General features: G+C 57.1%; 25 protein-coding genes and 1 pseudogene. 18 read left to right on the forward strand and 8 right to left on the reverse strand.

Annotated features, from left to right (window positions below; genetic code table 11):
• Positions 1 to 14 precede the first annotated feature (14 nt).
• From cueR to ACR0J8_RS19295, 6 genes are all read left to right on the forward strand, one after another.
• On the forward strand, positions 15 to 401 hold the full coding sequence (gene cueR / locus ACR0J8_RS19270; RefSeq protein WP_152460772.1) for a Cu(I)-responsive transcriptional regulator: 387 nt from the start codon (positions 15 to 17) through the stop codon (positions 399 to 401).
• A 149-nt stretch (positions 402 to 550) separates the two neighbouring features.
• Positions 551 to 943: a hypothetical protein gene (locus ACR0J8_RS19275; RefSeq protein WP_170741025.1), complete on the forward strand. Its 393-nt coding sequence runs from the start codon at positions 551 to 553 to the stop codon at positions 941 to 943.
• 75 nt (positions 944 to 1,018) lie between these two features.
• The gene (locus ACR0J8_RS19280; protein WP_170417912.1) at positions 1,019 to 3,214 is read left to right on the forward strand and encodes an efflux RND transporter periplasmic adaptor subunit; all 2,196 of its coding nucleotides are present in this window, start codon (positions 1,019 to 1,021) and stop codon (positions 3,212 to 3,214) included.
• A complete protein-coding gene (locus ACR0J8_RS19285; RefSeq protein WP_170417917.1) occupies positions 3,211 to 6,390 on the forward strand; it encodes an efflux RND transporter permease subunit in 3,180 nt (1,059 codons plus the stop codon). Before ACR0J8_RS19280 ends, ACR0J8_RS19285 begins: the two co-directional genes overlap by 4 nt.
• Positions 6,391 to 6,419: 29 nt before the next feature.
• On the forward strand, positions 6,420 to 6,761 hold the full coding sequence (locus ACR0J8_RS19290) for a copper-binding protein (RefSeq protein WP_170417920.1): 342 nt from the start codon (positions 6,420 to 6,422) through the stop codon (positions 6,759 to 6,761).
• 565 nt (positions 6,762 to 7,326) lie between these two features.
• Positions 7,327 to 7,947: a class I SAM-dependent methyltransferase gene (locus ACR0J8_RS19295; protein ID WP_170417923.1), complete on the forward strand. Its 621-nt coding sequence runs from the start codon at positions 7,327 to 7,329 to the stop codon at positions 7,945 to 7,947.
• Positions 7,948 to 8,020: 73 nt separating this feature from the next.
• On the opposite strand, the gene ACR0J8_RS19300 is transcribed toward ACR0J8_RS19295, so the two are convergent.
• The gene (locus tag ACR0J8_RS19300) at positions 8,021 to 9,418 is read right to left on the reverse strand and encodes an ATP-binding protein (RefSeq protein WP_480891696.1); all 1,398 of its coding nucleotides are present in this window, start codon (positions 9,416 to 9,418) and stop codon (positions 8,021 to 8,023) included.
• Positions 9,415 to 10,140: a response regulator gene (locus ACR0J8_RS19305; protein WP_170417925.1), complete on the reverse strand. Its 726-nt coding sequence runs from the start codon at positions 10,138 to 10,140 to the stop codon at positions 9,415 to 9,417. The genes ACR0J8_RS19300 and ACR0J8_RS19305 overlap by 4 nt, the downstream gene beginning before the upstream one ends.
• 172 nt (positions 10,141 to 10,312) lie before the next feature.
• Here ACR0J8_RS19305 and ACR0J8_RS19310 point away from each other — a divergent pair, with 172 nt between their 5' ends.
• The 9 genes from ACR0J8_RS19310 to petA all read left to right on the forward strand — a co-directional run bounded on the left by ACR0J8_RS19310 (position 10,313) and on the right by petA (position 18,691).
• Positions 10,313 to 10,828 carry an EF-hand domain-containing protein gene (locus ACR0J8_RS19310; RefSeq protein WP_170417928.1) on the forward strand — a complete coding sequence of 172 codons (516 nt, stop codon included), beginning with the start codon at positions 10,313 to 10,315 and terminating at the stop codon, positions 10,826 to 10,828.
• Between the two features lie 251 nt (positions 10,829 to 11,079).
• The gene (locus ACR0J8_RS19315) at positions 11,080 to 11,802 is read left to right on the forward strand and encodes a TVP38/TMEM64 family protein (RefSeq protein ID WP_331252139.1); all 723 of its coding nucleotides are present in this window, start codon (positions 11,080 to 11,082) and stop codon (positions 11,800 to 11,802) included.
• Positions 11,799 to 12,167, forward strand: coding sequence for a hypothetical protein (locus tag ACR0J8_RS19320; RefSeq protein ID WP_157054266.1), 369 nt, complete (start codon positions 11,799 to 11,801; stop codon positions 12,165 to 12,167). Before ACR0J8_RS19315 ends, ACR0J8_RS19320 begins: the two co-directional genes overlap by 4 nt.
• Before the next feature lie 84 nt (positions 12,168 to 12,251).
• On the forward strand, positions 12,252 to 12,611 hold the full coding sequence (locus tag ACR0J8_RS19325) for a hypothetical protein (protein WP_152460765.1): 360 nt from the start codon (positions 12,252 to 12,254) through the stop codon (positions 12,609 to 12,611).
• Between the two features lie 132 nt (positions 12,612 to 12,743).
• Positions 12,744 to 13,793: a YncE family protein gene (locus tag ACR0J8_RS19330; protein WP_170417931.1), complete on the forward strand. Its 1,050-nt coding sequence runs from the start codon at positions 12,744 to 12,746 to the stop codon at positions 13,791 to 13,793.
• A gap of 132 nt (positions 13,794 to 13,925) precedes the next feature.
• Positions 13,926 to 16,211, forward strand: coding sequence for a copper-transporting P-type ATPase (locus ACR0J8_RS19335; protein WP_170418025.1), 2,286 nt, complete (start codon positions 13,926 to 13,928; stop codon positions 16,209 to 16,211).
• Positions 16,208 to 17,542, forward strand: coding sequence for an APC family permease (locus ACR0J8_RS19340; protein ID WP_255612171.1), 1,335 nt, complete (start codon positions 16,208 to 16,210; stop codon positions 17,540 to 17,542). The genes ACR0J8_RS19335 and ACR0J8_RS19340 overlap by 4 nt, the downstream gene beginning before the upstream one ends.
• Complete coding sequence (locus tag ACR0J8_RS19345; protein ID WP_170417934.1) at positions 17,539 to 17,817, forward strand: DUF2933 domain-containing protein; 279 nt, start codon at positions 17,539 to 17,541, stop codon at positions 17,815 to 17,817. Before ACR0J8_RS19340 ends, ACR0J8_RS19345 begins: the two co-directional genes overlap by 4 nt.
• A 325-nt stretch (positions 17,818 to 18,142) precedes the next feature.
• Positions 18,143 to 18,691: a ubiquinol-cytochrome c reductase iron-sulfur subunit gene (gene petA, locus ACR0J8_RS19350; RefSeq protein ID WP_050605700.1), complete on the forward strand. Its 549-nt coding sequence runs from the start codon at positions 18,143 to 18,145 to the stop codon at positions 18,689 to 18,691.
• Positions 18,692 to 18,983: 292 nt separating this feature from the next.
• On the opposite strand, the gene ACR0J8_RS19355 is transcribed toward petA, so the two are convergent.
• The gene (locus ACR0J8_RS19355) at positions 18,984 to 20,234 is read right to left on the reverse strand and encodes an MFS transporter (protein ID WP_170417937.1); all 1,251 of its coding nucleotides are present in this window, start codon (positions 20,232 to 20,234) and stop codon (positions 18,984 to 18,986) included.
• On the reverse strand, positions 20,221 to 21,249 hold the full coding sequence (locus ACR0J8_RS19360; protein WP_170417940.1) for a lysylphosphatidylglycerol synthase domain-containing protein: 1,029 nt from the start codon (positions 21,247 to 21,249) through the stop codon (positions 20,221 to 20,223). Before ACR0J8_RS19360 ends, ACR0J8_RS19355 begins: the two co-directional genes overlap by 14 nt.
• Positions 21,250 to 21,338: 89 nt before the next feature.
• Between ACR0J8_RS19360 and ACR0J8_RS19365 the strand changes: the two genes are divergently transcribed.
• Together ACR0J8_RS19365 and ACR0J8_RS19370 are read left to right on the forward strand one after the other, a co-directional pair.
• Positions 21,339 to 21,752, forward strand: coding sequence for a heavy metal-responsive transcriptional regulator (locus ACR0J8_RS19365; RefSeq protein ID WP_170417943.1), 414 nt, complete (start codon positions 21,339 to 21,341; stop codon positions 21,750 to 21,752).
• Between the two features lie 488 nt (positions 21,753 to 22,240).
• The gene (locus tag ACR0J8_RS19370) at positions 22,241 to 22,513 is read left to right on the forward strand and encodes a DUF411 domain-containing protein (protein ID WP_348540343.1); all 273 of its coding nucleotides are present in this window, start codon (positions 22,241 to 22,243) and stop codon (positions 22,511 to 22,513) included.
• A gap of 211 nt (positions 22,514 to 22,724) precedes the next feature.
• Here the strand turns inward: ACR0J8_RS19370 and ACR0J8_RS19375 are convergent, their stop codons facing one another.
• Positions 22,725 to 22,943: a GDCCVxC domain-containing (seleno)protein gene (locus tag ACR0J8_RS19375; RefSeq protein WP_237215937.1), complete on the reverse strand. Its 219-nt coding sequence runs from the start codon at positions 22,941 to 22,943 to the stop codon at positions 22,725 to 22,727.
• Positions 22,944 to 22,947: 4 nt separating this feature from the next.
• Positions 22,948 to 23,271, reverse strand: a complete 324-nt coding sequence (locus tag ACR0J8_RS19380; protein ID WP_170418031.1) for a hypothetical protein — start codon at positions 23,269 to 23,271, stop codon at positions 22,948 to 22,950.
• Between the two features lie 145 nt (positions 23,272 to 23,416).
• Here ACR0J8_RS19380 and ACR0J8_RS19385 point away from each other — a divergent pair, with 145 nt between their 5' ends.
• The gene (locus ACR0J8_RS19385; protein WP_170417953.1) at positions 23,417 to 23,836 is read left to right on the forward strand and encodes a MerR family transcriptional regulator; all 420 of its coding nucleotides are present in this window, start codon (positions 23,417 to 23,419) and stop codon (positions 23,834 to 23,836) included.
• A 263-nt stretch (positions 23,837 to 24,099) separates the two neighbouring features.
• Here ACR0J8_RS19385 and ACR0J8_RS19390 read toward each other — a convergent pair whose 3' ends face one another.
• A complete protein-coding gene (locus ACR0J8_RS19390) occupies positions 24,100 to 25,053 on the reverse strand; it encodes a LuxR family transcriptional regulator (protein ID WP_170417956.1) in 954 nt (317 codons plus the stop codon).
• A gap of 187 nt (positions 25,054 to 25,240) precedes the next feature.
• Positions 25,241 to 26,037 (reverse strand): annotated as a pseudogene (locus ACR0J8_RS19395) (hypothetical protein); the annotation flags it as partial.

Raw genomic sequence — 26,037 nt, forward strand, 5'->3', positions numbered from 1 at the left:
ATAGGAGAACCGCTGTGAATATCGGAGATGTAGCAGAACGTTCGGGTCTGCCTGCCAAAACCATCCGTTATTACGAGGATATCGGATTCATCAAACCCAGGCGCAGTCTGAACGGGTATCGACATTTCGACGAAAAGGAACTGCACAAACTGGCCTTCATCGGGCGGGCCCGCTCATTGGGCTTTACCATTGAGGATTGCCGTTCACTACTGGCGTTGTACGAGGACAAAGAACGCGCAAGCGCGGACGTGAAGGATATCGCCAAACAGAACCTAAAAGAAATAGATGCCAAGATCGCGGACCTGAAGGCCATGCATGCTACACTGTCTCATTTAATCGATGAATGTGCCGGAGACCACCGTCCCGACTGCCCGATCCTGAAGAACCTCGGCCAAACTTAGATGCGCTCATCGTATGAACTGCCTCCTATTTTGGCAGTTTGTTACGTGTATTCGCGGGAATCCGCTTCATTTCGATACAGCGCACCAACTCACCTGTTTTTTCCTCCGACTGGCTTGAACACTCGTTACGTTCGTCCTAACTGCACGGGATGAAGTGGAAGTTTTTCTCAGTGTTGCGAATGACGTTTCTGACATGCGTCTGCTTGGCGATGACCTTCGTCGGCACTGTTGTGGTCGCGAGCAGTGACGTCAAAAACAGTAGCACCTCTGAGCCTCACGGCGTTTCAATGGCTGCAAAGTCATCAGACTTCAAACACGACCATAGCGGTTTGCATCCGACGACTGGCCAAATCCACACGGATAGCCACGTAAATCACAGCGGAGAATGTCATTCCGGTATCTGTTGTGTTGGCGAATATCCGACCCACGTAGGACTTGCGGTTTTGGCTGAAGCTTTTGGCCAGAAAAACCGTAACATGGATTCCGACATCCACAACTCTCAAGCGCCTCTGACGCCCGATCGTCCTCCACAAATCTCCTAACATCCACAGGCCCGTCAGCGCGGGTTTTCATGTTGTTTCGGTTCGAGCATGCACTGCGACCGTCAGGAGATTATTATGCGTGGAAGATATGCGGCACTATCAGTACTTGCCTTGGCGATTGGCCTGGGTGGAGGTGTCTTTCTTGAAAGACTGTACCTGAATCCAATTGATCAGGGCCAGTCGAACGAACCAGAGGTCCTTTATTGGGTAGCACCGATGGATCCGAATTTTCGGCAGCCTGGACCTGGAAAATCGCCGATGGGTATGGACTTGATCCCGGTTTATTCTGGGCAGGAACCTACCGGCGACCCTGAAGAAGTCACCCTGAGCGCTGCGGAAATCAACGCAATTGGTGTGCGAACTGCGGTTGCACGCATGACTGATATCGAACCTCGCATCGAAACGGTGGGTTTCGTCGGCTTTGACGAACACCTGACCAATCACGTTCATACGCGTGTTGAAGGTTGGATTGAGCAACTGAAAGTTCGAGCGGTCGGTGATCGCGTTGAGAAGGGGCAAGTTTTATTTGAACTCTTTTCACCACTGATCGCAGCTGCGACCGGCGATCTTGTACGCGCAGTCGAAGCTGGTGACCCGCGGATTTTGGACGCGGCGCGCAATAAGTTGATCAGCCACGGTATGTCCGCTCGTCAGGTTGCTGAGATTGAGGCGGGCGGTGAGTTGGTTCGAAATGTGGAAATTGAGGCACCTCAAAACGGTGTCGTCATAGCTCTGAATGCCGCCGATGGCATGTACCTGCAGCCAGGCACGCTTGCTTTTTCGGTAACCGATCTTTCTGAAGTATGGCTGATCGTTGATGTATTTGAACGAGATATTGCACGTTTGTCGGAAGATATGCGCGCGATAGCAAGGTTCGAGCACCTACCCGGTCGCACCTTCGAAGGCGACATCGACTATGTTTACCCTGAGCTTGATCCGCAAACCCGAACTCTTCCCGTAAGGCTTAGTTTCGATAACACCGACGGCGTGCTGCGGCCGGGCATGTTTGGCAGTGTTAGCCTTATACCGGATGAAAGCCGAAATGTTCTCACTGTTCCATCAGAGGCGTTAATTCGTACCGGTTCGGCGGAACGCGTCATCTTAAAAACAGGCGATGGTACTTTTCGCCCGAGACTGGTGACTACAGGTCTTCGAGACAGTTTCGGCGAGGGGGGTCGAACAGAAGTTCTGCAAGGGCTTGAACCTGGTGAGGAAGTTGTCGCATCCGCACAGTTTCTAATCGACAGTGAAAGTGCTTTGAGCGCCGGTTTCACCCGAATGGCACCAACGGATACCGAACCAGCACGCGGGGCAGGCACCCTGGTTTCACTCGATGCCCAAAATCGTATGGCAACTGTTCGTCACGATGTTCTCGAAAGCCTCGATTGGCCCGCAATGACTTCGCAGTTTCCGGTGAGGTCTGGTGTTTCGCTCGACAGCTTGAGTGCAGGCGACGCAGTCGCTTTCGTGATCGCACGGGGTGCGGATGGGCTTCTGAGCCTGATGGAGCTTGCACCAGACGATGGTATTGCCGGAACTGGTGCCGGAATCGCGCGCGCCGTCACTTCAGACGGCAAATTGACGCTTGAGCACGGACCGATCCCCGAGCTCGGTTGGGCCGCCATGACAATGGATTTGCCTGTTGTAGGAGTAGATCTCACTACCGTGCCAATCGACATGCCAATTGAGTTTGATCTGGCTGAGGGAGAAGGGGGGATGTTCTCGATTGTGGCAATTCGCGAAGAGGGCTCGCCGCCGACGGATTCCGTTGAACCCGAAGAAACCGACACGCCTTCTGCTCCACCGATTGTAGTCACCGGCACGATCAACCTCGTTAATGCTGAGGCGGGAACGGCAACCATCACTCACGGGCCGATGACTGAGATTGGCATGCCCGGAATGACCATGGATTTCCCATTAGAACCTACATTGGACACAAGCATGCTCGAAGTCGGTTCTGAAATGACTCTGACTTTCGCGCGTGCAGATGGCATGACAATGGTGTTGGCTGCGGCAACGCCTATTGCACCGCCACTTCAGGTTTCTGGCCGGATTAACAGTATCGACCCGAACGCGCGTACCGCGAACGTAACACACGGTCCGATGACTGAGATCGGCATGCCGGGCATGACCATGGATTTCCCGGTTGCGGAGGGGATTGAGGTTTCTAACTTGCCTGTAGGGATTGATGTTTCTTTGATCCTTCGCCGCAATCCCGACTTTTCGATGACGCTGTTAGAGGTCGCGCTTGATGGGAGTGTTACGCAGTGATCACGGCCATCATTCGTTCTTCGCTCGCCAACAGGTTCGTCATCTTGGCCCTCGCATTCATGATAGGAGTTGCGGGTATTTGGGCCATTCGTGAGACGCCGGTTGATGCAATCCCGGATCTGTCGGATGTCCAGGTAATTGTTCGCACGCCATATCCCGGGCAAGCGCCTCAAGTTGTCGAAAACCAAATCACATATCCACTTGCGACAGCCCTATTGGCCGTACCCGGTGCAAAAGACGTTCGCGGGTTCTCGTTCTTTGGAGACAGCTTTGTATATGTTGTCTTTGAGGACGGGACGGACCTCTACTGGGCTCGGTCGCGTGTGCTCGAATACTTGGGCCAGATTACCGGCAGCTTACCTGAGGGCGTGTCACCACAACTTGGCCCTGATGCGACTGGGGTCGGGTGGATTTATCAGTATGCGCTGGTTGACAGAACCGGAAATCATGATCTGGCTCAGCTCAGGACTCTGCAGGATTGGTTTCTGAAATACGAATTACAAGCCGTGGAAGGCGTCTCAGAAGTCGCCACCATCGGCGGAATGGTCAAACAGTACCAGGTCGTCGTCGACCCAAACAAACTACGTGCCTATGACATAACACTTGCACAATTGAGGACGGCTATTCAGGCGGCCAACCGCGAGACGGGCGGCAGCGTCATTGAGATGGGGGAAGCCGAATTCATGGTCAGGTCCTCGGGCTACATTGACGAATTGTCAGACCTTGCAAGCGCGCCGTTGATGGTCAACGACCGTGGCGCCGCTCTGACGCTTGGAGACGTCGCTGAAATCCGTCTGGGGCCGGAAATGCGGCGCGGTGTCGGAGAACTCGACGGGCAAGGAGACGCGGTTGGTGGAGTAGTCATTCTGCGATGGGGTGGGAATGCGTTGGCAACGATCAAAGCGGTGGAGGCGCGCATCGAAGAGTTGCGCTCAAACCTGCCGGAGGGGGTCGAAATCATAACGACCTACGACCGATCTGGTGTGATCGAGCGTGCTATCGATAACCTCCAGAAGAAACTGACGCAGGAATTCATTGTCGTTGTTCTTGTGTGCGCGGCTTTTCTACTTCATCTGCGGTCATCCCTCGTAATTCTTCTGTCGCTCCCTCTGGGAATCTTTGCCGCATTTATTCTGATGAAGGCGCAAGGAGTAAACGCAAACATCATGTCGCTCGGCGGCATAGCCATCGCTATTGGTGCGATGGTCGACGCATCGATTGTGATGATCGAGGCGATGCACAGGCGGTTGGAAAAAGAAAAGCTCACAGCAGAGAACCGATGGCGGATTGTGCAAGAGTGCGCTTCTGAGGTGGGACCAGCCCTTTTTTATTCTCTGGCGATTATCACGGTTAGTTTTTTGCCTGTTTTCGTTCTGGAAAATCAGGAAGGTAGGCTCTTCTCGCCACTCGCTTATACCAAAACCTACGCCATGGCTGCAGCCGCCATCCTTTCGATAACGCTGGTTCCGGTCTTGATGGGTTACTTTGTAAGGGGGCGTATTCTACCGGAGCGAAAAAATCCGCTAAATCGCTTGGTTGTGTTCGTGTACCGCCCATTTCTGGACGCGGCAATTGCCTGGCCATGGGCAACAACACTGTTGGCCGGCGTTCTGGTGACGTCCATGTGGTACCCGTACCAGAGAATTGGCTCTGAATTCATGCCCGAGTTGAACGAAGGTGATTTTCTCTACATGCCGAGCTTCTACCCCGGGATCTCGACGGGAAAAGCCCGTGAGGTACTGCAGCAGACCAACCGCCTGATCGCGACCGTGCCAGAAGTCGAAACTGTTCACGGTAAAGTTGGGCGTGCGGAGACTGCAACCGATCCAGCACCTCTAACGATGGTGGAGACCACAATCCAACTCAAGCCGGAAGAAGAATGGCGCCCCGGCATGACAATGGAGAAAATCCGGAATGAGCTCGATCGTATCGTTCAGGTTCCGGGCGTTACAAATGTTTGGATCCAACCTATCAAGAACCGCATCGATATGCTTGCGACAGGTATCCGTACTCCTGTCGGTGTCAAAATATCCGGCACCGACTTGGAGGTCATTACAGATATAGGGATCGAAGTAGAGCGTGCGGTCGCTGATATTGATGGAACGGCTTCCGCCTACGCAGAGCGACCTGTTGGCGGGCGTTTCATCGAAATCGACGTCAAACGAGATGCCGCCTCCCGATACATGATGAGTGTTCGAGAAGTTCAGGACGTAGTGCAGACCGCAATTGGCGGTATGCAAGTGTCGGAATCTGTGGAGGGGCTGGAGAGGTTTCCTATAAACCTTCGGTACCCTCAGGCATGGCGAGACAGCCCGGAACGGCTCGAAAATCTTCCTGTCGTCACGCCGTCGGGTGCTCATGTGCCACTGTCCGCTCTCGCCGATATTCGAATAGTTGACGGGCCGGGAATGATACGATCAGAGAACGCTCGACGAACTGGGTTCGTGTTCATCGACATCGCGGGGCGCGACCTGGGCGGCTATGTGGCCGAAGCACAAGAGGTGGTTACAGAAAAGGTCGACCTGCCTCCAGGTTACTCGCTGACTTGGTCAGGGCAGTATGAGTACATAGAGAGAATGCAGGACAGGTTGACGATCGTTGCTCCTGCAACCCTGCTAATTATCACGCTCATGCTTTTCTTGGCGTTCAATCGGGTGATTGAGGTCGGGATAATTCTTGCGGCGCTCCCGGTCGCATTGGCAGGTGGGGTTTGGTTCTTATGGTATCTTAACTTCGATATCTCAATTGCTGTGCTCGTGGGCTTCATCGCGCTGGCGGGAGTTGCCGTGGAAACAGCGATTGTCATGTTGTTGTACCTCAATCTTGCTTGGGAGAAACGTCGAGGGCTGGCGCAATCGGAACAGCGAAAGCTGACACGTGACGATATCGAAGACGCGGTGTTCGAAGGAGCCGTTCTTCGGGTTCGGCCGAAGGTAATGACTGTAGCCACGATCTTTGCAGCACTGATACCCATCATGTACGGCACCGGTACAGGCTCTGAAATCATGCAGCGGATCGCTGCGCCGATGATTGGGGGCATGGTGACAGCGACCCTTCTTACGCTTTTTGTCATTCCCGCAATATTCGTGATTTGGAAACGGCTCGCGCTCAATCGCGTGAACCGAGAGATCTCCCACACGATCCAGGAAGTGCCCCCTGCGCTTCCGGCAGAATAATACCCACAACCTTGAAACAGGAGCATCTGATGAAAACTTTGACTGCAATTTTGGCCCTATTGGCCGTGTCTACAACATCCGGCATCGCGCAAACGAACCACGGCATGGACCATTCCAACATGCCCATGTCTTCCGAACAGATGGAAGGTGCGGTCCACGCAAAGGCTTTGGTGAACTCAATTGGCGACGAAACCGCTAACGTCAGCCATGATCCGATCCCCGAGATCGGGTGGCCCGCGATGACGATGGATTTGCAGCTTCTTGAGAATGCCCAGATGATGGGTGAGATCAGCGCAGGTGACGAAGTCACACTGATGTTGGTCAAAAGCGATGATGGTATGTATGCGATCGGCGCGATCATGAAAAACTGAGTCTGTTGATGCGGCAGCTATTCACCAATGATGTGATTGTTCGCCGTTTCAACGACTGTAGGAAATTCTATGAACTAAGAGAAATGGAGTAGGAGCCACTCAAGAACCAAATCGTATTTCAACGATCTGTGGCTCTGCTCATAAGTTATCAGTCCATTGTCGGTTAAAGGCGCTTTAAGCAATTCGTTGACTGATTGAAGCTCCAAAGCTCAGAAAATCTTCCGGCTATACTGATTGAACAGAGCAATCCAGGCAAGCAGTACACAAACTGCCAACGCTTCGGTATCTCCGGCCCGCGCCACTGCAGTTAAACTGCGCAAAATTCTGGAGCTACTTGCGCAGCCCAGTGGAAATCTGACCGACAAGCAAATCCCACCTAAAACATTTCACAATTGGAATGTGTGTACTACATTGTCGCCGAGATGACTTCACGCGGCCATTCAACGGACCAGCGTCGAATTGTCTGGGGCGTTGCCTTGTTGGTTTTTGCTTCAGTCGAAAACGCAGCGCGGAGCGGTCAAAATGAGGATATCTCCAGGGCGACGACTTGGGAAAACGATACGACATGACAGCTAACACAAGAGAGCACTGGGACGATGTCTATGGCGAGAAGTTTGACACCCAATTGAGTTGGCACGAGGATGATCCAGAGATATCGCTTGAACTCATCGAGTTGATCAGAGTGTCTAAGCCTTCATCCGTCATCGACATTGGTGGAGGTACATCTCGTCTTGCTGGAGCGTTGCTTGCGAAGGGGCTCCATGACGTGACAGTTCTCGATCTATCGCAGGTCGCGTTGGACACGGCCCGGGAAAGGTTGGGGCGCGCCGCTGAAACAGTCACTTGGATTTCTGCAGATATAACTTCTTGGGTCCCCGATCGCAGATATGACGTCTGGCATGATAGGGCGGTTTTTCACTTTCTCGTGGATACATCGCAACGCGCGGCCTATCTGGAAAGCGTGAAGAAAGGGGTAAAAATTGGCGGCCATGTGATCATTGCTACGTTTGCACTTGATGGGCCGGAGACTTGCAGTGGTCTCCCTGTCGCCCGCTATAGTCCGAGCGATATCGCCGTGCTTTTTGAGGAACACTTTGAACTCGTCGCGCATCGCCATCACCTGCACCAAACCTCTTGGGGGGAAAGTCAGTCTTTCCAGTTCAGTGTTCTCCGCCGCTGCGTTTGAGCCCACACCTGAAACTGGCCCAAAGCGGTACGCTTCCAATAAGCTTTCGGGGCATGCCGATTGTGTTCACAAGTTACGTTTGGCCCTCAAAAACTGGCAGAACCACCTTAGCGCACAAGCCGCCAGTTTCCCCGTTTAGCAATTCTATCGTGCCACCGTGCGACTGGATGATCGTACGTGCGATCGACAGCCCCAAGCCGGTTCCGCCAGTCTCTCGCGAGCGGGATGTTTCAAGCCGCACGAATGGGTCGAATACCGCATCGAGCATATGCTCGGGGATGCCGGGCCCCTGATCCTGGATCAATATTTTTGCCTCATTCCCCTCTTGCATGACTGAGACGTTGGCCCGGGCACCATACCGGCAGGCGTTTTCAATGATATTGCGCAGAGCTCGCTTCATCAGCATCGGCCGAAGCGTGACGGCCGGATTGTCTGCGACCGATACTTCAACCGTGTCACCGGCTTGCACAATGTCTTCGGTCGTTTTGGTTACGAATTCACCAATTGGGACGGTACTGGAAGGTTCGCGCGTGGCCACGCCCTTGGCAAATGACAGGGACGAGTCCACCATCTCCTGCATTTCCTCGATGGTCTCGATCAGATGGTCACGGGTCTCCTCTTCCTCCACCAGTTCGGCGCGAACCCGCAATCCCGTCAGTGGCGACCGCAAATCGTGACCCAGCGCCCCCAATAGTCTGGTCCGATCGGCAACATAGCGAGTCAGCCTATCACGCATATGGTTGAACGCCTGCGTCAAATCTCGCACCTCGGTCGGACCAGAAACCGTCAGTTCCTGGACGTCTTCACCGCGACCAAACTGGTCTGCAGCCAGTGACAGGCGGCGCAACGGGCCGGTCAGCCGTGTCAGTAGAAACCAAATGGCTGCTCCAAGAATTAAAGTTGCAGTGAAACCGAAGCTGACGAAGGACTGCAAAGGCCATTGCAGAGGAGGGTTATGGAACCGGGTATCCACGTTGAGCCATTGATCGGTCGTCAGAGCGATCGACAGCTGCATTTCAATTGCGGAAACGTGATCACGCATCATTGCCATGTGCATTTCAGCCATTGTAGACGGAACACCTTCAACCGGCAGCATATCGGGAGAGAACTCATGCAACTCTACCCGGATGGGACGGTTTTCATAGCCTGGCAGAATTCTGCGGATTGTGTTTTCGACCGTCCCACCAGCGCTATGTCCGGTGTGATCGACTGCGGGCGTATCTGTAAGGCTGAAACGCACCAGTGGAGAACTTGCCGCCCGCAGGATCGCGTCGTGCATCTCGGGTGGAGCTTCTTCAATCAGCCGCGCGATGTTTGCGGCGCGTCCGGCGGTTTCCAGGCCAAGGGCCATGTGCACTGCCATTGAGCGTTCGTCGACGAACAGCCACAGGCTGACCAGTTGCGCGGCAGCCAGCGCGGCGATGATCAAAAGGATAAGCTGACCGCGCAGACTTTGGGCAAAGGCTTTCATCCCGTAAGCTCGCTCACGTCGGTCGACAGGCAATAACCGCCACCTCTTATCGTGGTGATGAGCTTCGGCCGCGTTGGGTCAGCTTCGATCTTGCGACGCAAGCGGCTGACCTGGTTGTCGATCGTACGGTCGAACAAGTGCGGGCTGCGGCCGGCGGTCAAATCCAGCAGTTCGTCTCGCGACAGGAGTTTGCGGGGCCGCTGCAGGAATACGGCCAGCAGCCGGACATCGGCGGTGGTCAGACTTTCTTCGGCCCCTTCGGCGGATATCAAGGTGCGACTGTCGGCATCCAGAACCCAGCTTCCAAAGGCGATCCGTTTGCCGCTCAGATCGCCAGCCGGGGGGACGGTGGTTTCGGAACGCCGCAGGATCGCCTTGATCCGGGCCAGCAATTCACGTGGGTTGAATGGTTTGGGCAGGTAGTCATCGGCGCCGATCTCTAAACCCACGATACGGTCGGTGTCATCGCTGAGGGCTGTCAGCATCAGGATCGGCGGGCCACCGGCCGCGGACAGGCGGCGACAGACCGACAATCCGTTTTCGCCCGGCATCATGATGTCGAGTACGATAAGATCAATCCGACCGGCCGCCAGTCGTGCGTCCATCTCGGTTGCGTCGCGCGCGGTACTGGCGCGCAACCCATTCTTTTCCAGATAGCGGCTGACAGCATCACGGATTTCGCGGTGGTCGTCGACAATCAAGATATGTGGTGCTTCAGTCATGGCGCAATCATAAGCCCCGGCGCGGTACAAATCCCGGCTTTTTTGTATCCCTTTGTATCAGTTGGGCGGGCTGCGACACAACGATACAAACCGGGTTGAGCAGGGGGGTGGTGGCGCGACCGAGGGCGGCCATATGCTTTGTGTAGAAACAAAAACCCGAGAGGTGAAAGTCATGAAACGTACCTTCACGCTGGCCGCTGGAGCCATTGCCGCGACTTTGATGGCGCTGCCCGCGCTTGCCGCCGGTCAGCATGGCAGCAGCGCGCAGATGCAGGGCCATGAGGGCGGCATGATGCAGGGTGCGCCCGGCGGCATGATGGGCGATCACGCAGGCATGATGCAAATGATGGTGAAAATGCATGGCCAGATGATGGGCGGCAACTGGCTGGCGGTTCTGGACATGGACGAGGACGGTCGCCCGAGCGAATCTGAGATCGCCGAAGGTCTGAAGGCCCGGATGCAGGCGCATGACGTCAATGGAGATGGCAACCTGTCGATTGATGAGTTCGAAGCGCTGCATTCCGGGATGATCCGCGAAACCATGGTGGACCGATTTCAGCATCTTGATGCCAATGGCGATGGCGTTGTGACCACAGGGGAAATCGAGAAAGGCGCAAAGACGATGTCGCCGAAACACGGCATGAAGGCCTCGAAACCTGTGACAAAGGCTTCTGAAACCAACAACTGAAACGCAACCGTGTAGCCGGGTCATCGCACTCGGCACAAACCACTGAGGAACAAAGCGATGATGGGCTATGGCGCTGGAATGGGGTTTGGAATGATCTGGATGTTGCTGATCGCAGTGTTGATCGTTCTGGCGATCGTAGCGCTGATCAAATACATCGCTAAGTGACCTCGGAATCCGTCACTCCCGTTTAGGGGTGGAGGGCTATGTCATAGGAGGAACGAAAGCTGGAGGGCCTGCACAGCAATAGCCGTTTGGTTTTCATCGCGGTTTTGATCGCGTTGCTGATCGCCACCATCTGGTTGTGGCTGTCTGGCGCGTTGGACGCAGGACTATCGCGCGAAGTCATTACTGCGTGGGTGGATTGGGCCGGCCCGTTCGGACCCGTTGTCATCATCGGCTTCATGACAGCCGCAGTGGTTGCCAGCCCAATCCCCAGCGCTCCGATCGCTGTCGCTGCCGGGGTGGCATATGGGCATGGGCTGGGAACCGCATTGGTTGCTATCGGAGCGGAGTTGGGGGCGCTGCTGGCGTTCCTGATAGCCCGTTGGTTGGGGCGCGACGCGCTGCGCCAGTGGTTCGGCGACAAGCTGGACTTGGGGTTGCTTGGATCGCAGAATGCCCTGATGTTGACCGTGTTCACCAGCCGCCTGATGCCTTTCGTTTCTTTCGACATGGTCAGCTATGCCGCCGGTCTGACCCGACTTCAATTTTGGCGGTTCGCACTGGCCACCTTGGCTGGACTCCTGCCGGCCAGTTTCGTTCTGGCCCATCTGGGCAGCCAGATTACCGAAACCGCGACAGGCGGCACCAGCCTTGCGGTTATCGGGCTTGGGCTGTTGACGGGGGCGCCACTTATCTGGTTGGCTTGGAAACGCAAGATGCCTGTTGGCTCTTCAGACCACGAATTGAGCCAGATCAATGCGACCGGTCCAAGCGGCCCTAAACTGTTGGAGAATGGAGGAAACCCTAAGTGATCCGCGCACAATGGATATCAACTGCGACACGGACGGCCCGAGCCATGGGCCGGCTGCAGGTCCTGTTGATCTGTGCGTTGGTGGTTTCGATGCTGATCTCTGTTGTGCCGTCCCATGCCGGGCATGACATCGCGAAGGCCGCCACCCAGGCCGAGCTTGTGATCGATGACAGCGGTGGGTATCCCGCGTCTCATCCATCAGAAGAATTAGACTGCTCAGTGCACCCGGGCTGCTATGCGATGGCAGTTATGGCGGCACCTGAATTGCTCTCGATGCGTATTGCTACGCCCGTGGCGCCAGAACGGTTCCGGCCACGCGCAAGCCTGCCGGTCGCACCACTACCACATCCGCCAAACCTGTCCTGAACGTGACCGGCAATGGCTCCGGAATCGCTCCGGGGTCTTGCCCAAGCCGTTGATTGCGGCCCAACTCAGTTCAGGACACTTACCATGCTTACCATTCTGTACTTTTTCGTCACGGGCGTGGTGCTATTCGCACTGTTGCGCCTGACCTGTGGCCCCTGTGTGATGGGGACACAAGAACATCATCCCGGTGTTCCGGTGACAACCCTTGGCTGGGCGCTCAGCCTGTTTCTGGCCGCAACCTACCTGCTGTGCGTGGCCTTTGACCTGATCTTTCCAAGTTTTGCCATGTACCGGGCTTGGATCGGCCTGATGCCCGGAATGACTTGGCTCAGCCTGCCCTCATTCCTGTTGGGACTGTTATGGGCGTTTCTCTACGGCTGGTACGCCGCGTTGCTGTTCGGCGGACTGTTCAATGTCTTTGCGGCTCGCACAAAACTCAACTGATTGAAAGGACAAAGCCATGAAGGCCATCGCTCTGACCCTGCTTTTGACGCCCTTCCTGATGGCCGTCATCTACCGGATTTTTCTGCACGTGCCCGCCAATGCGCGCGTTTCAGTTGACGAAAGGAAACCTAAATGACCCTGTTCAATCTGGCCGCAGGCCTGTCCGTCGCAGCTTTGACTGCGCCTTCGCTCACGCTGGCGGCAACCGTGTTCATTCCCGAAGGCAGCGCGGACTCGGTTCTGGTGATCGACTCCGAAACCGGCAAGACCGTCGAGCGGCTGCCGAGGCTCGTGGCGGTCCATGGGCTGGCCGGCGCGCCCGGCTTTAAGTACCTGGTCGCGGGCAGCTACGCAGAAACCGAGGCCACAACGCCACCAAAACCCGAAGGTATGTCCAAGGATGAACACGCTGCGCACCACGCCAAGCGCGATGTCACTGCGTTGCCCAAAGACAAGGGGCGGAGCCTGCTGACGATCCTTGATGCGGAAACACGCGAGGTCGTCCGCCAGATCGAGGTTCCAGGTGCGGTGCATCACACTGCGGTGTCGCCCGACGGGCGGTTCGCGGTGGCGACCCATCCGGGCGGTGACGGTATTTCGATCGTCGATCTCGATAAGCTCAGCTTCCTTGGTTTCGTAGCAACCGGGCCAATGCCCAACTATGCGGTATTCGCGCCTGACGGCGACAGGGTCTATGTCACCAATACCGGCAATGGTACACTTAGCGAAGTGGATGTCGTCAAAGGCTTCGTCGTACGCAACATGCCCGTCGGCGAAGGCCCTGAGCATCTTGTACTTAACGCCACCGGCAGCGCCGCCTTCGTAGCCGACAGTGATGGTGGCAAGGCCTTCCGCGTAGATCTTGCCAGCGGTTCTGTCACCGAAACCTATGACATTGGAGGCGAGTTGCACGGGATCGGCCTGTCCGACCGCGAGGGCGTACTGTTCGTGGCCGCCAAAGGCACCGACCGGTTGTTGTCGATTGATCTTGCTACGGGCAAACAGCGCTCGACCAACCTGTCACCGGCACCTTATCACCTGACGACCATACCGAACTCAGGCAAAGTGATGGTATCAAGCCGAACCGAACCGAAGGTCTGGATCGTCGATCAAGTCAGCCTGACGGCTATTACCGAAATGCCGATACTGGGTGAGGGCCACCAGATGGTTGTTCTGCCCTGAAGGACTGTGCCCGGCATTGCGTAATTAAACGGCTCTACGACCAAAGCTTAAACCAGGGAGCAGAACATGACAGAAGACCACGACATCAGAATCCACGCGAACGGCCCGACCGAGGTCGCTTACGTCTGCCCCATGCATTCTGACGTGCGTCAATCTGGGCCCGGCGACTGTCCCAAATGCGGGATGCACCTTGTGCCCGAGGGCGAGGTGGATGCGCATGCGCATCACCACCATTCCGCGCATCATGGCGCGACGGACGAGAACGGTGAATATGACATCGTTCCGACAGGCTATGACGGACCCGTATATACCTGCCCGATGCATCCGCAGGTGCGGCAAACCCATCCCGGGTCCTGTCCACTCTGCGGCATGGGGTTGGAGCTGGAAAGCGCGGCGATGGTGGACGAGGGGCCGAACCCGGAACTGGTGGATTTCACTCGGCGCCTATGGGTAGGTGCGATTCTGACGCTTCCACTTTTGGTTTTCACGATGGGCCCCTACGTTGGGCTGTCTGGTGTGCGAGAGATTTTTGGTGAGCGAACAACCCTATGGATTGAACTGATACTTGGCACTCCGGTTGTTCTTTGGTGCGGTTGGCCATTTCTGGAACGAGGGTGGAATTCGTTTCGCACCATGAACCTGAACATGTTCTCGTTGATTGCCATGGGGGTTTCGGCCGCGTGGCTGTTCAGCGTTGTCGCCGTATTGATGCCCCACATATTTCCGGACGGTTTTCGAGATTCAGAAGGCCATGTTGGGGTCTATTTCGAAGCGGCCGCAGTTATCGTTACACTTGTTCTGCTCGGGCAGGTGATGGAACTGCGGGCACGCGAAGGCACAGGAAAGGCAATCCGCGCTTTGCTGGACATGGCCGCAAAGACCGCCCGCATTATCCGCCCTGACAGCAGTGAAGAGGAAATTCCGCTTGAAGAAGTACAGGTAGGTGACCGCCTTCGCGTACGCCCCGGCGACAAGGTGCCAGTAGACGGCATTGTACTCGAAGGGCGCTCATCTGTTGACGAAAGCATGATCTCTGGCGAACCGGTTCCGGTCGAAAAGGTACAAGGCGAGCCGGTCACAGGGGCCACAATCAACGGCACCGGTAGCCTTGTGATCGAAGCAACCCGAGTGGGCTCTGACACAATGCTGTCCCAGATTGTCGAAATGGTGGCCAACGCGCAACGCTCGCGCGCACCAATTCAGAAATACGCTGACAAAGTGGCGGGCTGGTTTGTACCGGCGGTCATAAGTATAGCTGCGCTGGCCTTTATTGCATGGGCAATTTGGGGACCGGCTCCGGCGCTCTCCTACGCCTTGATCGCAGCGGTGTCGGTACTGATCATAGCTTGCCCGTGCGCGCTTGGCCTGGCCACTCCGATGTCGATCATGACGGCCACGGGGCGCGGGGCGCAGGCCGGAGTGCTGATCAAAAATGCCGAAGCGCTGGAGCGGTTCGAGAAGATCGATACTTTGATCGTCGACAAAACTGGCACGCTGACCATGGGCAAGCCAAAGCTTGTGGCTGTATTACCCGAACCTGGCCATGACGAGGTCGAGGTGCTGCGGCTGGCCGCAACGCTGGAGAAGGGCTCGGAGCACCCGTTAGCTGAGGCAATCGTCACAGGAGCCGAGGAACGTGGCGTAGCCCTGTCCGACGCCAGTGACTTCGAGGCGGTGACTGGTAAAGGCGTGAAAGGCACGGTGGATGGCCGCCCCGTCGCGCTCGGCAATCTGAAACTGGTCACCGATCTCGGACTCGAGGCGGCCGAACTGACGGCCAAGGCCAATGCGCGTCGGGATGACGGCGAAACGGTGATGTTCGTGATGCTTGATGGTTCAGTGGCGGGGTTGGTCTGCGTCGCCGACCCGGTCAAGGAAACAACACCAGCCGCACTCAAGGCGCTGCACGAACTGGGTTTCCGGATCATCATGGCGACTGGCGACAACGAACGCACTGCAAAGGCGGTGGCCGAACGTCTGGGTATCGATGAGATTCGAGCCGACGTACTGCCCGAGGACAAGGCCCGCATAATTCGCGAACTGCAGGAGAAAGGCGCAAAGGTCGCCATGGCGGGTGACGGAGTGAACGACGCACCCGCGTTAGCGCAGTCCGATGTGGGCATCGCCATGGGGACCGGTGCCGACGTGGCGATCGAAAGTGCAGGCTTCACGCTGGTCAACGGAAGCCTTGATGGCATCGTGCGCGCCCGTAGGCTGGCCCGCGCTACCATGCGCAATATCCGGCAAAACCTATTCTTTGCCCTGATCTACAACGCCTCGGGCGTTCCGGTGGCGGCGGGTCTTCTGTTCCCGCTTTTCGGCATCCTGATCAGCCCGATGTTTGCGGCCTTCGCTATGAGTGCTTCATCGATTTCAGTGGTGTTGAATGCGCTGCGATTGCGGGGGGCGAAGATTTGAGCACGCACGAGCATAGTACCCACGGCGCCAGTGGCGCGCTGAAGCCCGGATCAATCTCGCTGACCGGAGCCGTCGCCATGGGGACCGGCGTGATGATTGGCGCTGGGATCTTTGCACTTACCGGACAGATCGCCGGGCTGGCGGGGCCATGGTTTCCGCTGTCCTTCGTGGTCGGGGCCGTGGTGACGGTTTTCAGCGCCTATACCTATATCGCCATGTCCAACGCCTGGCCCTCATCAGGCGGCATCGCCATGATCCTGACCAAGGCATATGGGCCCGGGGCGGTTGCGGCGGCGGCCTCGCTGCTGATGGCACTGTCGATGGTGATCAACGAAAGCCTCGTCGCGCGTACTTTCGCGACCTATGCGCTCCGCCCGTTCAACATCGAGAGCGGACCGCTGGTGTCTTTGGTCGCTGTTGCGCTGATCGTCTTTGCCTATGCGGTGAACCGGTCGGGCAACCGGTCGGTGGGGTTGTGGTCGATCATCATGTCGGCGCTCAAGATAGGCGGGATCGCAATATTCGGCATCGCCGCACTTTGGGCTGCGGGCGGAACCTGGCAGGTTCAGGGCTCGGAACCGGCCGCGCCGCTGGGGTTCGTCGCCTCGGTAGCCCTGTCGATCCTCGCCTTCAAGGGCTTTACCACCATCACCAACAGCGGGGCCGAGATCGTCGACCCGCACCGCAATGTCGGGCGCACCATCATGATCTCGATCGCGATCTGCGCGGTGGTCTACCTGCTGGTCGCCCTTGCCGTCGGTGTCAGCCTGCCGCCCGAGCAAATCCGCGCGGCGCAGGACTATGCCCTGGCCGAGGCTGCCAGGCCGGTGCTGGGGCAGGGCGGGTTCTACCTGACCGTGGCGCTGGCGATGGTGGCGACGGCCTCGGGGCTGATCGCCAGCGTTTTCGCTGTGTCCCGGATGCTGGCGATGCTGACCGACATGAAGATGATCCCGCACAGCCATTTCGGCATGACGGGCAGCATCCAGTCTCACACGCTGATCTACACGGTCGTGATTGCGGGCCTGCTTGCGGTGTTGTTCGACCTGTCTCGCATCGCCTCGTTGGGGGCGTTCTTTTACCTGGTGATGGACATGGCGGTGCATTGGGGTGTCTGGCGACGCTTGCGCGGTCAGATCAAAGCCCGTGGATGGGTCTTGCTGACCGCCCTGGCGCTGGACTGCGTAGTCCTGACCGCGTTCACAATACTCAAGCTGCGCTCCGACCCGATGATCGTAGTATATGCCGTTGCTGGCATCGGCTTGGTCTTCGTCTATGAGCGCATCTTTCTCAAACAATGGATCATCGAAAAGGAGACAAATCAGCTATGACCCAATCAAATTTCGACGAAACCCGCGCCACACAGGAGACGACCGAAAGGGTCAGCTCTGACGTAACGGCCGAAGCGCCCAAAACCGAAGATCAGACGGCCAACGGTGCCAAGCGTAATTGGCTCCCGGTTGTCATTGCGATCGCGTTGGGCGCCGCTGTTCTGGGCTGGGAATACCGCGAGACACTCTATCCTTTGCTCAGTTCTCCGTTGCTGTTCTTGCTGGTCTGCGTGGGCATGCATTTCTTAATGCATCGCGGCCACGGCAAACACTGAGAACGGCGCCCTGTATGGCTGGCGGCTTTGCGGCAAGAACACTGCGCAACAAGGAGCAGCAACGGCCAACTGATCAGAACAAATTTGTAACCCAATAAGGAAGGGAAATTGCCATGTTAGCAAATCCAATTCGGAGAGCAGCAACTGAACTGCACCTGACGGCCGGTGCACTAACTGTAAAGGCATTGCACGGTGACACCGACGAAGATCACTCTGATGAATAGGGAATGGGGCATCGCGGTGAAGAAGAGGACCAAGGCGACTGATCCACCTCGTCCGAGTCCTATAATTCGATGAACCCGTCCTGACGCACAGGAGGAACAATATGTCTGAATTTTCTGAAAGACAGGCACCTTCAGAGCCTGAAACTCGGCGCGATTTCTTATACTTCGTCACCGGCGGTGCCGCCATCGTGGCCACGGGCGCGGCGGTCTGGCCACTTGTTAACAGCATGAACCCCAGTGCAGACATCTCCGCCCAAGCCGTTGTCGACATAGATCTTGAAGGTGTCGGACCAGGAACGAGGATCACTGTTAAATGGAAAGGCAAGCCGATCTTTATCGACCACCGGACTAAAGAGCGGATCGCGCTGGCGATAGCAGAAGACGATGCACCAATGATCGACCCGCAACCTGACGCCGAGCGCGTACAGCGACCGGAATGGCTGGTAGTTATTGGCGTTTGCACCCATCTGGGATGCATACCACTCGGGCAGGGCGGCAGCGAACCCACCGGAGACTGGGACGGTTGGTTCTGTCCGTGTCACGGTTCACATTACGACACGTCTGGCAGAATTCGGAAAGGCCCCGCGCCCCGCAACCTCGATCTGCCCCCTTACGAGTTCGTCACCGACACACGGGTCAAAATTGGGTGACGGCGCGGTGAACTTTGTTCAGAGGCGCGTGCCTCACCAAGTTCGTTTGTCAGTCCTCGAATATCCCTCGATCAGCGCCGCGATGCTATGTGGCGGAATTCGACATGTACCCCGCTTTCTGGAGTTTTCGAGAAGAGACCTCGCCGTCATGTTCTGAACGGAACAATTCTAATCGCTGCGCTCAACGTTTTCTGCTTCGCCCATGTTTAGACATGCCATCTTGCCTTTTGACAGGATCGCATCTGAATTGCGGGTTGAGAGGAAACGCTTTGGTCCTGAACAAGGTGCTATTTCAACCCCGTGTCAGCCGCGCGGCGATCGCGACCTGTCCCAGCGCGGCCAGGATCGCAGCGATGAACACGGCTTCGATGGCGATCATGCTGACCACCACACCGCCCACAAGCGGCGCCAGCGCCGCCGGGGCCGCAAAGCTGTTGAACCACGCGGAATAGGCCGGGCGGCGGTCGTCGGGCGAGATCTCCAGCAAATAGCCGAGATAGCCGATGGTCACCCCGTTCATCATCGCGCCGATCAGGAAGAACAGCACCGCGAAACCGGTCAGCCCCGAACCCGTGACCACAAGCAGCAAAACCAGCACCGGAGGTCCGAGACGCACCAGTGCCACTATCCCCAGCAGGCGCAATTTGCCCGCCTGGTCTCCGATGTGGCCCCAGAGCGGATTCGAGGCCAGCGCGCCGACAGTCTGCGCCGCCAACAGCGTTCCGACATCCGCCGCCCCGAGGCCGCTGCGGCTGGCGGCAACGACATAGAACGGCAACGCCATCAGCGTCGCTGCACCAAGCCATTGGAAGATCAGGAACAGCCGGAACCGGTGGTCCTGCCGCAGCGTCGAGAAACCTTCGCGCAGAAATCCAGACAGATTGGCAGGACGGTCCCGTGGCGCCCTTGCAGCGGTAGCGGGCTCACCCGCGGAGACAAAAAGCGTCGCAGAGACGATCATCAGCACCGCGCCGAGCCAGAAGATCAGCGCATAGGCCCTGAGCGGCGGCATCACGTCGAGCGCGTGTCGCAGAAAGCCCGCCACCAGAACCGCCAGAACACCGCCGCCGAAAAAGCGCCAGGCCAACATCCGGCTGCGGCGCTCGGACGGGATCGCCCGGCCGACGATGTCGTTGTAGGGCACCGCGACCACGCCGCTGACAAAGGCATAGACCGTCCACAATCCCAGCATCCCGAGCGCCAGCGGAACCGGAGGCCAATCGACCTGAGGCCAGTCGGCCCCCCACCACAGAAGAATACCGATCATCGCGACCGTGATCGCCCGCCCATAGGCACCAAGGGCGTAGAACGGCATCCGCCGATCGGTGCGCTCGGCGAGGTAGCCCACCGCGAACTGGGGCAGCAGCCAGCCAAGACGCAGGACCGTGCTGGCATAGCCCACGGCCAGCGCGCTACCGGTCAGCATATGCACCAGACTGGCCACCACCGTCGCGCTGTCCACCGCCGCCGACCCGCCCTGAAACACCGCACCAGCACCGGCGATGCGCCAAAATCTCGTGTCTTCGGGATTACGCCTTGCCATTCGCCGCCTCTGCCTCCGCCCGGGCGCGGCGGATGTCGATGCCGCTCTGCCACAACACCGTCAGGCCGATCCCGACCACCAGAAGGATCGTCAGCACATAGTTGAACAGGATCATCAGAAGGGCGGTTTCGTCCGGAACGCCAAGCACCTTGAGCGCGAACCCCGCCCCAAAGACAAAGCTCGCCGGGATGCGCACGAAACGACCCAGAACCATGGCGAACCCGGCAAACACCATCAGGAACAGGTAATCCCACGCGCTCAGCACCACGCCAACCGCCAGCCCGGCCCACAGGAAATGGGTTGTCGCCACCAGCTTACCCGCAATGGCTGCGGCAATGGCGGCGACGCGGCGGGCCCGTGCCTGTGGCCAGACGATCCCTTCACCGAGCGCGGTGCGCAGATACGCGCCATCGGCCCCGATGCGGGCGGCAGCCCAGTCGAAGAGTCGGCAGACCAGAGGGTCCTCGCTCAGAAGTGACGCGCGGAACCGGAACAGAACCCAAAGCAGGCTGCCGAAAAGCATCAGGTTCAACAGGCCCGCAACGCTCAATCCCAGCCGCAGGTCACCCTCGATCTGTGGAATCTGGCCGGCGGCGGCCACCGCTCCGGCAAAAAGGGCGAAAACGACGCCGTCGAGGAACCGGGCGATGATCGCGGTTGCAAGCACGGTCGCCATCTTCAAGCGGTCGAGCCGGGCAACCAGCCAGGCCCGGACCAGCGGGCTGATGCCGAGCGGGACAAGGACATTTGCGCCATAACCTGCCAGTAGCGCCCCCGTCAGCCGCAGGGTGCCGACGGGTTTCACGTCGAACAGGATCTGCCGCCACTTCCAGCCGCTCATCAGCTGCTCCAGCAGGATGGTGGCGGCAAGAATCGCGATCCAGAACATGTTGGCTCCGCGCAGGCCCTGCAGAAACAGCGCAAAATCGAGGCTGCCGTAGAGCGCAAACACCAGATAGAGCGCCAGGGCGGAGCCGAATATCGGCAGCAGCCACCGTTTCAGGAAGGTCCGCATTTGACATCCTCGCAACTACCAAGACCTCAATGTTTTAACCTCCGTATCATGATACGGTGTCAAGATGACGGTGACGGAGGGAGACTGCGATGCAACCACTCAAGATCGGCCAGGCCGCGCGCGAGACCGGGATAGGCGTCGAGACGATCAGATTTTATGAAAAGAAGGGCCTTGTCACTCAGCCGCCGCGCCCAATTGACGGCGGCGCGCGGGACTATGGTGGTGACACGCTTTGGCGGCTGAAATTCATATCCGGCGCTAAGAAGCTCGGATTTTCGCTGGCAGAAATCGCGGAAATTTTGGAGTTGCGCACGGCACCAAATACCGAGTGCGTCGCGATGCAGGCCAGAGCGCGCAAAAAGCGGGACGAAATTCAGGAACGGATCGAAGGGCTTGCACGGTTGAGGAACAATCTGGACGAGCTGATCGCGGCGTGTCCGGGGCGTGGTGGAATTCAGAACTGTTCGATCGTGGGCGCCATAGAACGCAGCAGTGAGAAATAGGCGCAATTCCGGCCTTGAACGGAGGGTAGCGGCGTTGCTTGCGAACCGGGTTATTGCCAAGCAGGACCCAGAACGGCAGGTGCAGCGAAAAAAGGAGAGCGAGGGTTCCGCTTCCGAGCAGAGTTTGCGCCAGATCATTGTGAGAAATCCCTGCGTCGCCCAGAAAGCCATATCTGATGAGTGTCGGAGGGTGACGGACAAGTCGGCCCTGTAAATGCGGTCCAGCTTTTATCCTACCGGTGCGATTTTATATCGGTTTAAGACAAGTTTACCCAAGAGGGAACATGACAATGAATAACCTGAGCCGCCGCCGCTTGATGCAAGGAGCCGCGGCAATTGCGTGCAGCGCGGCGCTTCCCGCCTTCGCGAAAACCGGTCCCTCAATCCATGTCCTGAAGGATCCGAATTGTGGGTGCTGCGGATCGTGGATCAAAATCATGCGGGCGGAAGGTTTTGAAGTAGGCGTGGAAAACAGTGCTTGGGAGGCCTTGAACGCTTACAAAACCGCCAATGGGATTCCGGAGGGCATGATGTCATGCCACACGGGTCGCGTGGAGGGCTACATGATCGAAGGACACGTCCCATCCGCTGACATTCGGCGCCTGCTGGGCGAACGCCCGAATGCTGTCGGACTGTCGGTTCCGGGAATGCCTTTCGGCTCACCGGGCATGGGGCCGGAAAGTGAACGCGAAGCCTTCGACGTCTTTCTGATCCGCAAGGATGGAACCACAGAGGTGTTCGCCAGCTACCCGGCCGCATAATTTCCCGATGGCGCTGGCAAGATCCTGACAAACACGGCGCTCGCTTCTGCTGCCTGGTTTACGTGACATTCTTCACGGCAAACCAGTTGATCCGTGACTTCACGCCTGCCTTGTCCTACCGGGCAAGTTCCAGCCTACGGTGAAAAAATACCTGCGTCCGCAAAGCCTGATGACCGGCTTTGCGGACAAAACCGACATCCCGGTCGCCGTATCAACCGCAGCATTTGTCGCCCGCCTGAATTGGCGGGCATGGGGCCGATCCGTAGGAACAGTAGACGCAGCAATCGCCGGGAAGTGGCTTCAGGACTTTTCCGCAAGATGTGCATTCGTAGAACCACTGGCACGCGTCTGTTGGCATCGTTTCAGGCCTTGAATGTCCACATTCCGGGCAGATGATCGTGCTGACAAGGTTCGGGTGCTTTTCACTCATGGCGTCACATCAAGGTTATCAGGAAATCATTTATTCGGATTTCGTTGAGCACGATAACCCAAGCGATGGCCGTCAACGCAAAACTGCCTGTCAGCCACCATTTGAAGCGGTCGAGCGAACCACGGCGATACGCGACGATGCCAGAGAGAAACAGCAGGGCCGTCGAACCGCCGAGCACGTAATAACTCGCGGCGGCGATCTTGCCGAATACGGCCAGCCAGCTCCCTCCCAAGCCAAGCAAAATCAAGGCCATCGGCAAGATGCAGCAGGTCGCAACGCCAAGTGCGGTAAACGATCCAAGAAAGCTTGCGCCAACAAACTTGCTCATGGTCAGCTTTCTCCGGCTTTGACGAACTCGAGCGGAAGCCGGTTCGACTTCCTCGATTTTTGCTTCGCGCGGTATGTGAAATTCGACATCATGACCGACAACATGCACCCTGTAGTAGCTACAGGTTCAAGGGAAAGGTCATCACATGATTGCGATTGGCGAAGCGGCGAGATTGACCGGTCTGTCGGTCGAGACGATCCGCTACTACGAACGGGAAGGCATAGTCGAGAAAGCCGGTCGAACCGCCTCGGGACGCCGCGCATACACGGAACGGGAAATCTCCGAGCTCAGATTCATCAAACGCTGCCGCGATCTTGGCTTTACCATTCAGGGTGCATGCGCACTTCGCGAATTGTCCAAAGCGCCCGAGCAAGCTTGTCGTGACGTCGAAGACGTCGCAACAAGACATCTCGACAACGTCAGGTCAAAAATCGCCGCCCTCCAACGGTTGGAGCAAGCACTGGCAGAACTTGTGCAGACCTGCACCGAGGGTACGGCCTCATGCCCCCTGCTAACGGCGTTGCTCAACGAGCCTATCGCCAAAGAAAAAATAAACGACACCTAATTGCAACGCCCGGAAAGGATCGAATCTGGCCAACTCAGTTTGCGGAAAGACTACAATGCGGCTCAAATCCGGCTCGCTCATCATTACCCACCCCATGCCCGAACTCTCTGCCTGTCCTCATCGCAGGCGAGAGTGACATTCCTGAATTGCTCATGGGTGACATTTGAGCTTTGCGGCTACAGATTGCGGAAGCATAAGTGAAATTATGTGAAACTTGCCCCTGCTCACAATTTTGCAAATCAAGCGGTGCACGTGGGCCGAACTCAGAGATGCCTGATCCACACGCATTGATCCCGGTTGGGTCCAAGTTCTTCGAGGATCCTTTCAGCATCCAGATTGAAGTCTTTGGCAATTTCCTGGACCTGAACCGCCTGAAAGCTATCCAAGTTCCGCACCGTTCGACCATCTTCAAAGGTGATCAACTCGTGTGATCTTCCAGACCAACGCACGATCCCGCCGCAAAGGGTCTGTCCTTCAACATCCGCAAGTTCGGCGACCGGGTCGGCAAAGAAATCGGTCCATTTAAGAATACCTGTGCTGACAGCTCTCGCCACTGCTTGTTCCGTTGTCCGGCACTTGAGTTTTGTGACGATCGAAGACGTCAAAGCATGCACCATCCTGGAGGAGAGCCCCGTCTGGCCAGCAACTACGGATGGGATCAATCCTGATGCGAGCATCTTCAGAACATCCATCTCCTGATCGGACAACGCATCCGTAGGAAAGTTGAAAACTGTATCAATCACATCGAGCGCGAGTAGATGCAGGACCTGCGCTTCGTGGCGAAGGGCAGGGAGCATACTCCCGACCAAGGCGTCCCAGTCGGATCGGCGCAGGTTGGAGGTAACCGTAAAGACACCACGCTCCCCAAACGGATTGATAACCGGAATGGATAGTCCGTGCTGACCCACACCAAATTTTCTCGCTGCATCGAATAGCGGTGCGTGTTCACGCTGATCATCAAACACAGCCCAATCAATTGGTGCGATCATTGCGGCGCCAAACCGGATGAGGGGATCGACCAGGACCATGTCGTTGTCGACGTAGTGCCTGACCCATTCGGCCGGGAACGTGGTGCAGCCGTGGACAACGTTGTGATGCTTGTCGATATGGGCGTAGGACGCATTCTCCAGTCCGAACCTCGAACAAATTTCCTGAAGGCGCGCCTCCCCGGTCTGCCTGAAATCCAGTTCAGAATTGCCAATGTCCGCGATTTTCATAGATCGTCTTTCTGTTCCGCGTTGCCGTCGAGGCCGCTTAGCAACCTAAAGCTGAACAAACCACTCGGGAATTCCCGTAGCCAATCATGCATTTGAATACAGTTCTGTTCTGGAGGCGGAAACGGAGCGAAAACCTGCCGATGAGACACATGAATTGGAGAAGCTGGCGGCTCATAACCCGGCACGGCTAAAACCCGCTGCAGTGATCTTGCGGAAGCCCGTCTTCCTCCTCTCGGGCTCTACGCGCCAAAAGCCCCATGAAACTGGAAATCAGGTTCAGTTCACCGCGCTCATCTGCGTGCACCATACCGCGCAGATATCCGCCCGGATTAACCACTGGCGGCAACCGTGGATCGCTCAGCCTCGCGTCTGTGATCAACCCGGCCAGGATTGCACCCATCACGGTCAATCGGTCAATCGCCGTACGCCAAGCCGAGGCATTGGCGCCGATCTCCGACAATCGCGACCAAACGCCGGTCTCAATCGCGTAGAGCGACGGGCTGGAATTCTGATCTCCGCCACCCGCGATATCGATATGCATGCGCAGCTCGGGTGAGGCCAGTTCATATAGGATGCGGTTATTCACCCGCGGTAGTTTTTGGGCCTTGCGCGATGCCGTATCTGTCGGATGATTGCTTTCTAAGCAATGCGGAGGGCCGTCAGGCCCGGAGCCGGAACAATCTGGTTCCGAGGCTTTTGCCGAGGACATTGAACTCTCGCCATCGGCGTTACAGGACAGAATTGTTTCTTCAATTTGGTCTTGTATATGGCACCCGAAACAAGCTTCGGGTTCACCCGAAATTTCACCGGGTTTTGCGACATGCTCTTCGATCCGGCTCCAAAGGTCGTAAGCCGCCTGAACATGTAGCTTGAGCGCCTCCAGCGTCATGTATTTCAACTTGTCGGCGCGCGGCCAGGATCGAAGTTCCTCCTTCATGCCTTCCAGACTTTCAGGAGGGCAGGGGAGTAAGAGAAGCACGGCCA

The sequence above is a fragment of the Ruegeria sp. N11 genome (genome assembly GCF_056531525.1).

Coding starts and splice junctions, on each gene's coding strand:
- ACR0J8_RS19275 (WP_170741025.1), top strand. CDS start 551: ATGAAGTGGAAGTTTTTCTCAGTGTTGCGAATGACGTTTCTGACATGC.
- ACR0J8_RS19280 (WP_170417912.1), top strand. CDS start 1,019: ATGCGTGGAAGATATGCGGCACTATCAGTACTTGCCTTGGCGATTGGC.
- ACR0J8_RS19290 (WP_170417920.1), top strand. CDS start 6,420: ATGAAAACTTTGACTGCAATTTTGGCCCTATTGGCCGTGTCTACAACA.
- ACR0J8_RS19295 (WP_170417923.1), top strand. CDS start 7,327: ATGACAGCTAACACAAGAGAGCACTGGGACGATGTCTATGGCGAGAAG.
- ACR0J8_RS19300 (WP_480891696.1), bottom strand. CDS start 9,418: ATGAAAGCCTTTGCCCAAAGTCTGCGCGGTCAGCTTATCCTTTTGATC.
- ACR0J8_RS19305 (WP_170417925.1), bottom strand. CDS start 10,140: ATGACTGAAGCACCACATATCTTGATTGTCGACGACCACCGCGAAATC.
- ACR0J8_RS19310 (WP_170417928.1), top strand. CDS start 10,313: ATGAAACGTACCTTCACGCTGGCCGCTGGAGCCATTGCCGCGACTTTG.
- ACR0J8_RS19325 (WP_152460765.1), top strand. CDS start 12,252: ATGCTTACCATTCTGTACTTTTTCGTCACGGGCGTGGTGCTATTCGCA.
- ACR0J8_RS19330 (WP_170417931.1), top strand. CDS start 12,744: ATGACCCTGTTCAATCTGGCCGCAGGCCTGTCCGTCGCAGCTTTGACT.
- ACR0J8_RS19335 (WP_170418025.1), top strand. CDS start 13,926: ATGCATTCTGACGTGCGTCAATCTGGGCCCGGCGACTGTCCCAAATGC.
- ACR0J8_RS19345 (WP_170417934.1), top strand. CDS start 17,539: ATGACCCAATCAAATTTCGACGAAACCCGCGCCACACAGGAGACGACC.
- petA (WP_050605700.1), top strand. CDS start 18,143: ATGTCTGAATTTTCTGAAAGACAGGCACCTTCAGAGCCTGAAACTCGG.
- ACR0J8_RS19355 (WP_170417937.1), bottom strand. CDS start 20,234: ATGGCAAGGCGTAATCCCGAAGACACGAGATTTTGGCGCATCGCCGGT.
- ACR0J8_RS19360 (WP_170417940.1), bottom strand. CDS start 21,249: ATGCGGACCTTCCTGAAACGGTGGCTGCTGCCGATATTCGGCTCCGCC.
- ACR0J8_RS19365 (WP_170417943.1), top strand. CDS start 21,339: ATGCAACCACTCAAGATCGGCCAGGCCGCGCGCGAGACCGGGATAGGC.
- ACR0J8_RS19375 (WP_237215937.1), bottom strand. CDS start 22,943: ATGAGTGAAAAGCACCCGAACCTTGTCAGCACGATCATCTGCCCGGAA.
- ACR0J8_RS19380 (WP_170418031.1), bottom strand. CDS start 23,271: ATGAGCAAGTTTGTTGGCGCAAGCTTTCTTGGATCGTTTACCGCACTT.
- ACR0J8_RS19385 (WP_170417953.1), top strand. CDS start 23,417: ATGATTGCGATTGGCGAAGCGGCGAGATTGACCGGTCTGTCGGTCGAG.
- ACR0J8_RS19390 (WP_170417956.1), bottom strand. CDS start 25,053: ATGAAAATCGCGGACATTGGCAATTCTGAACTGGATTTCAGGCAGACC.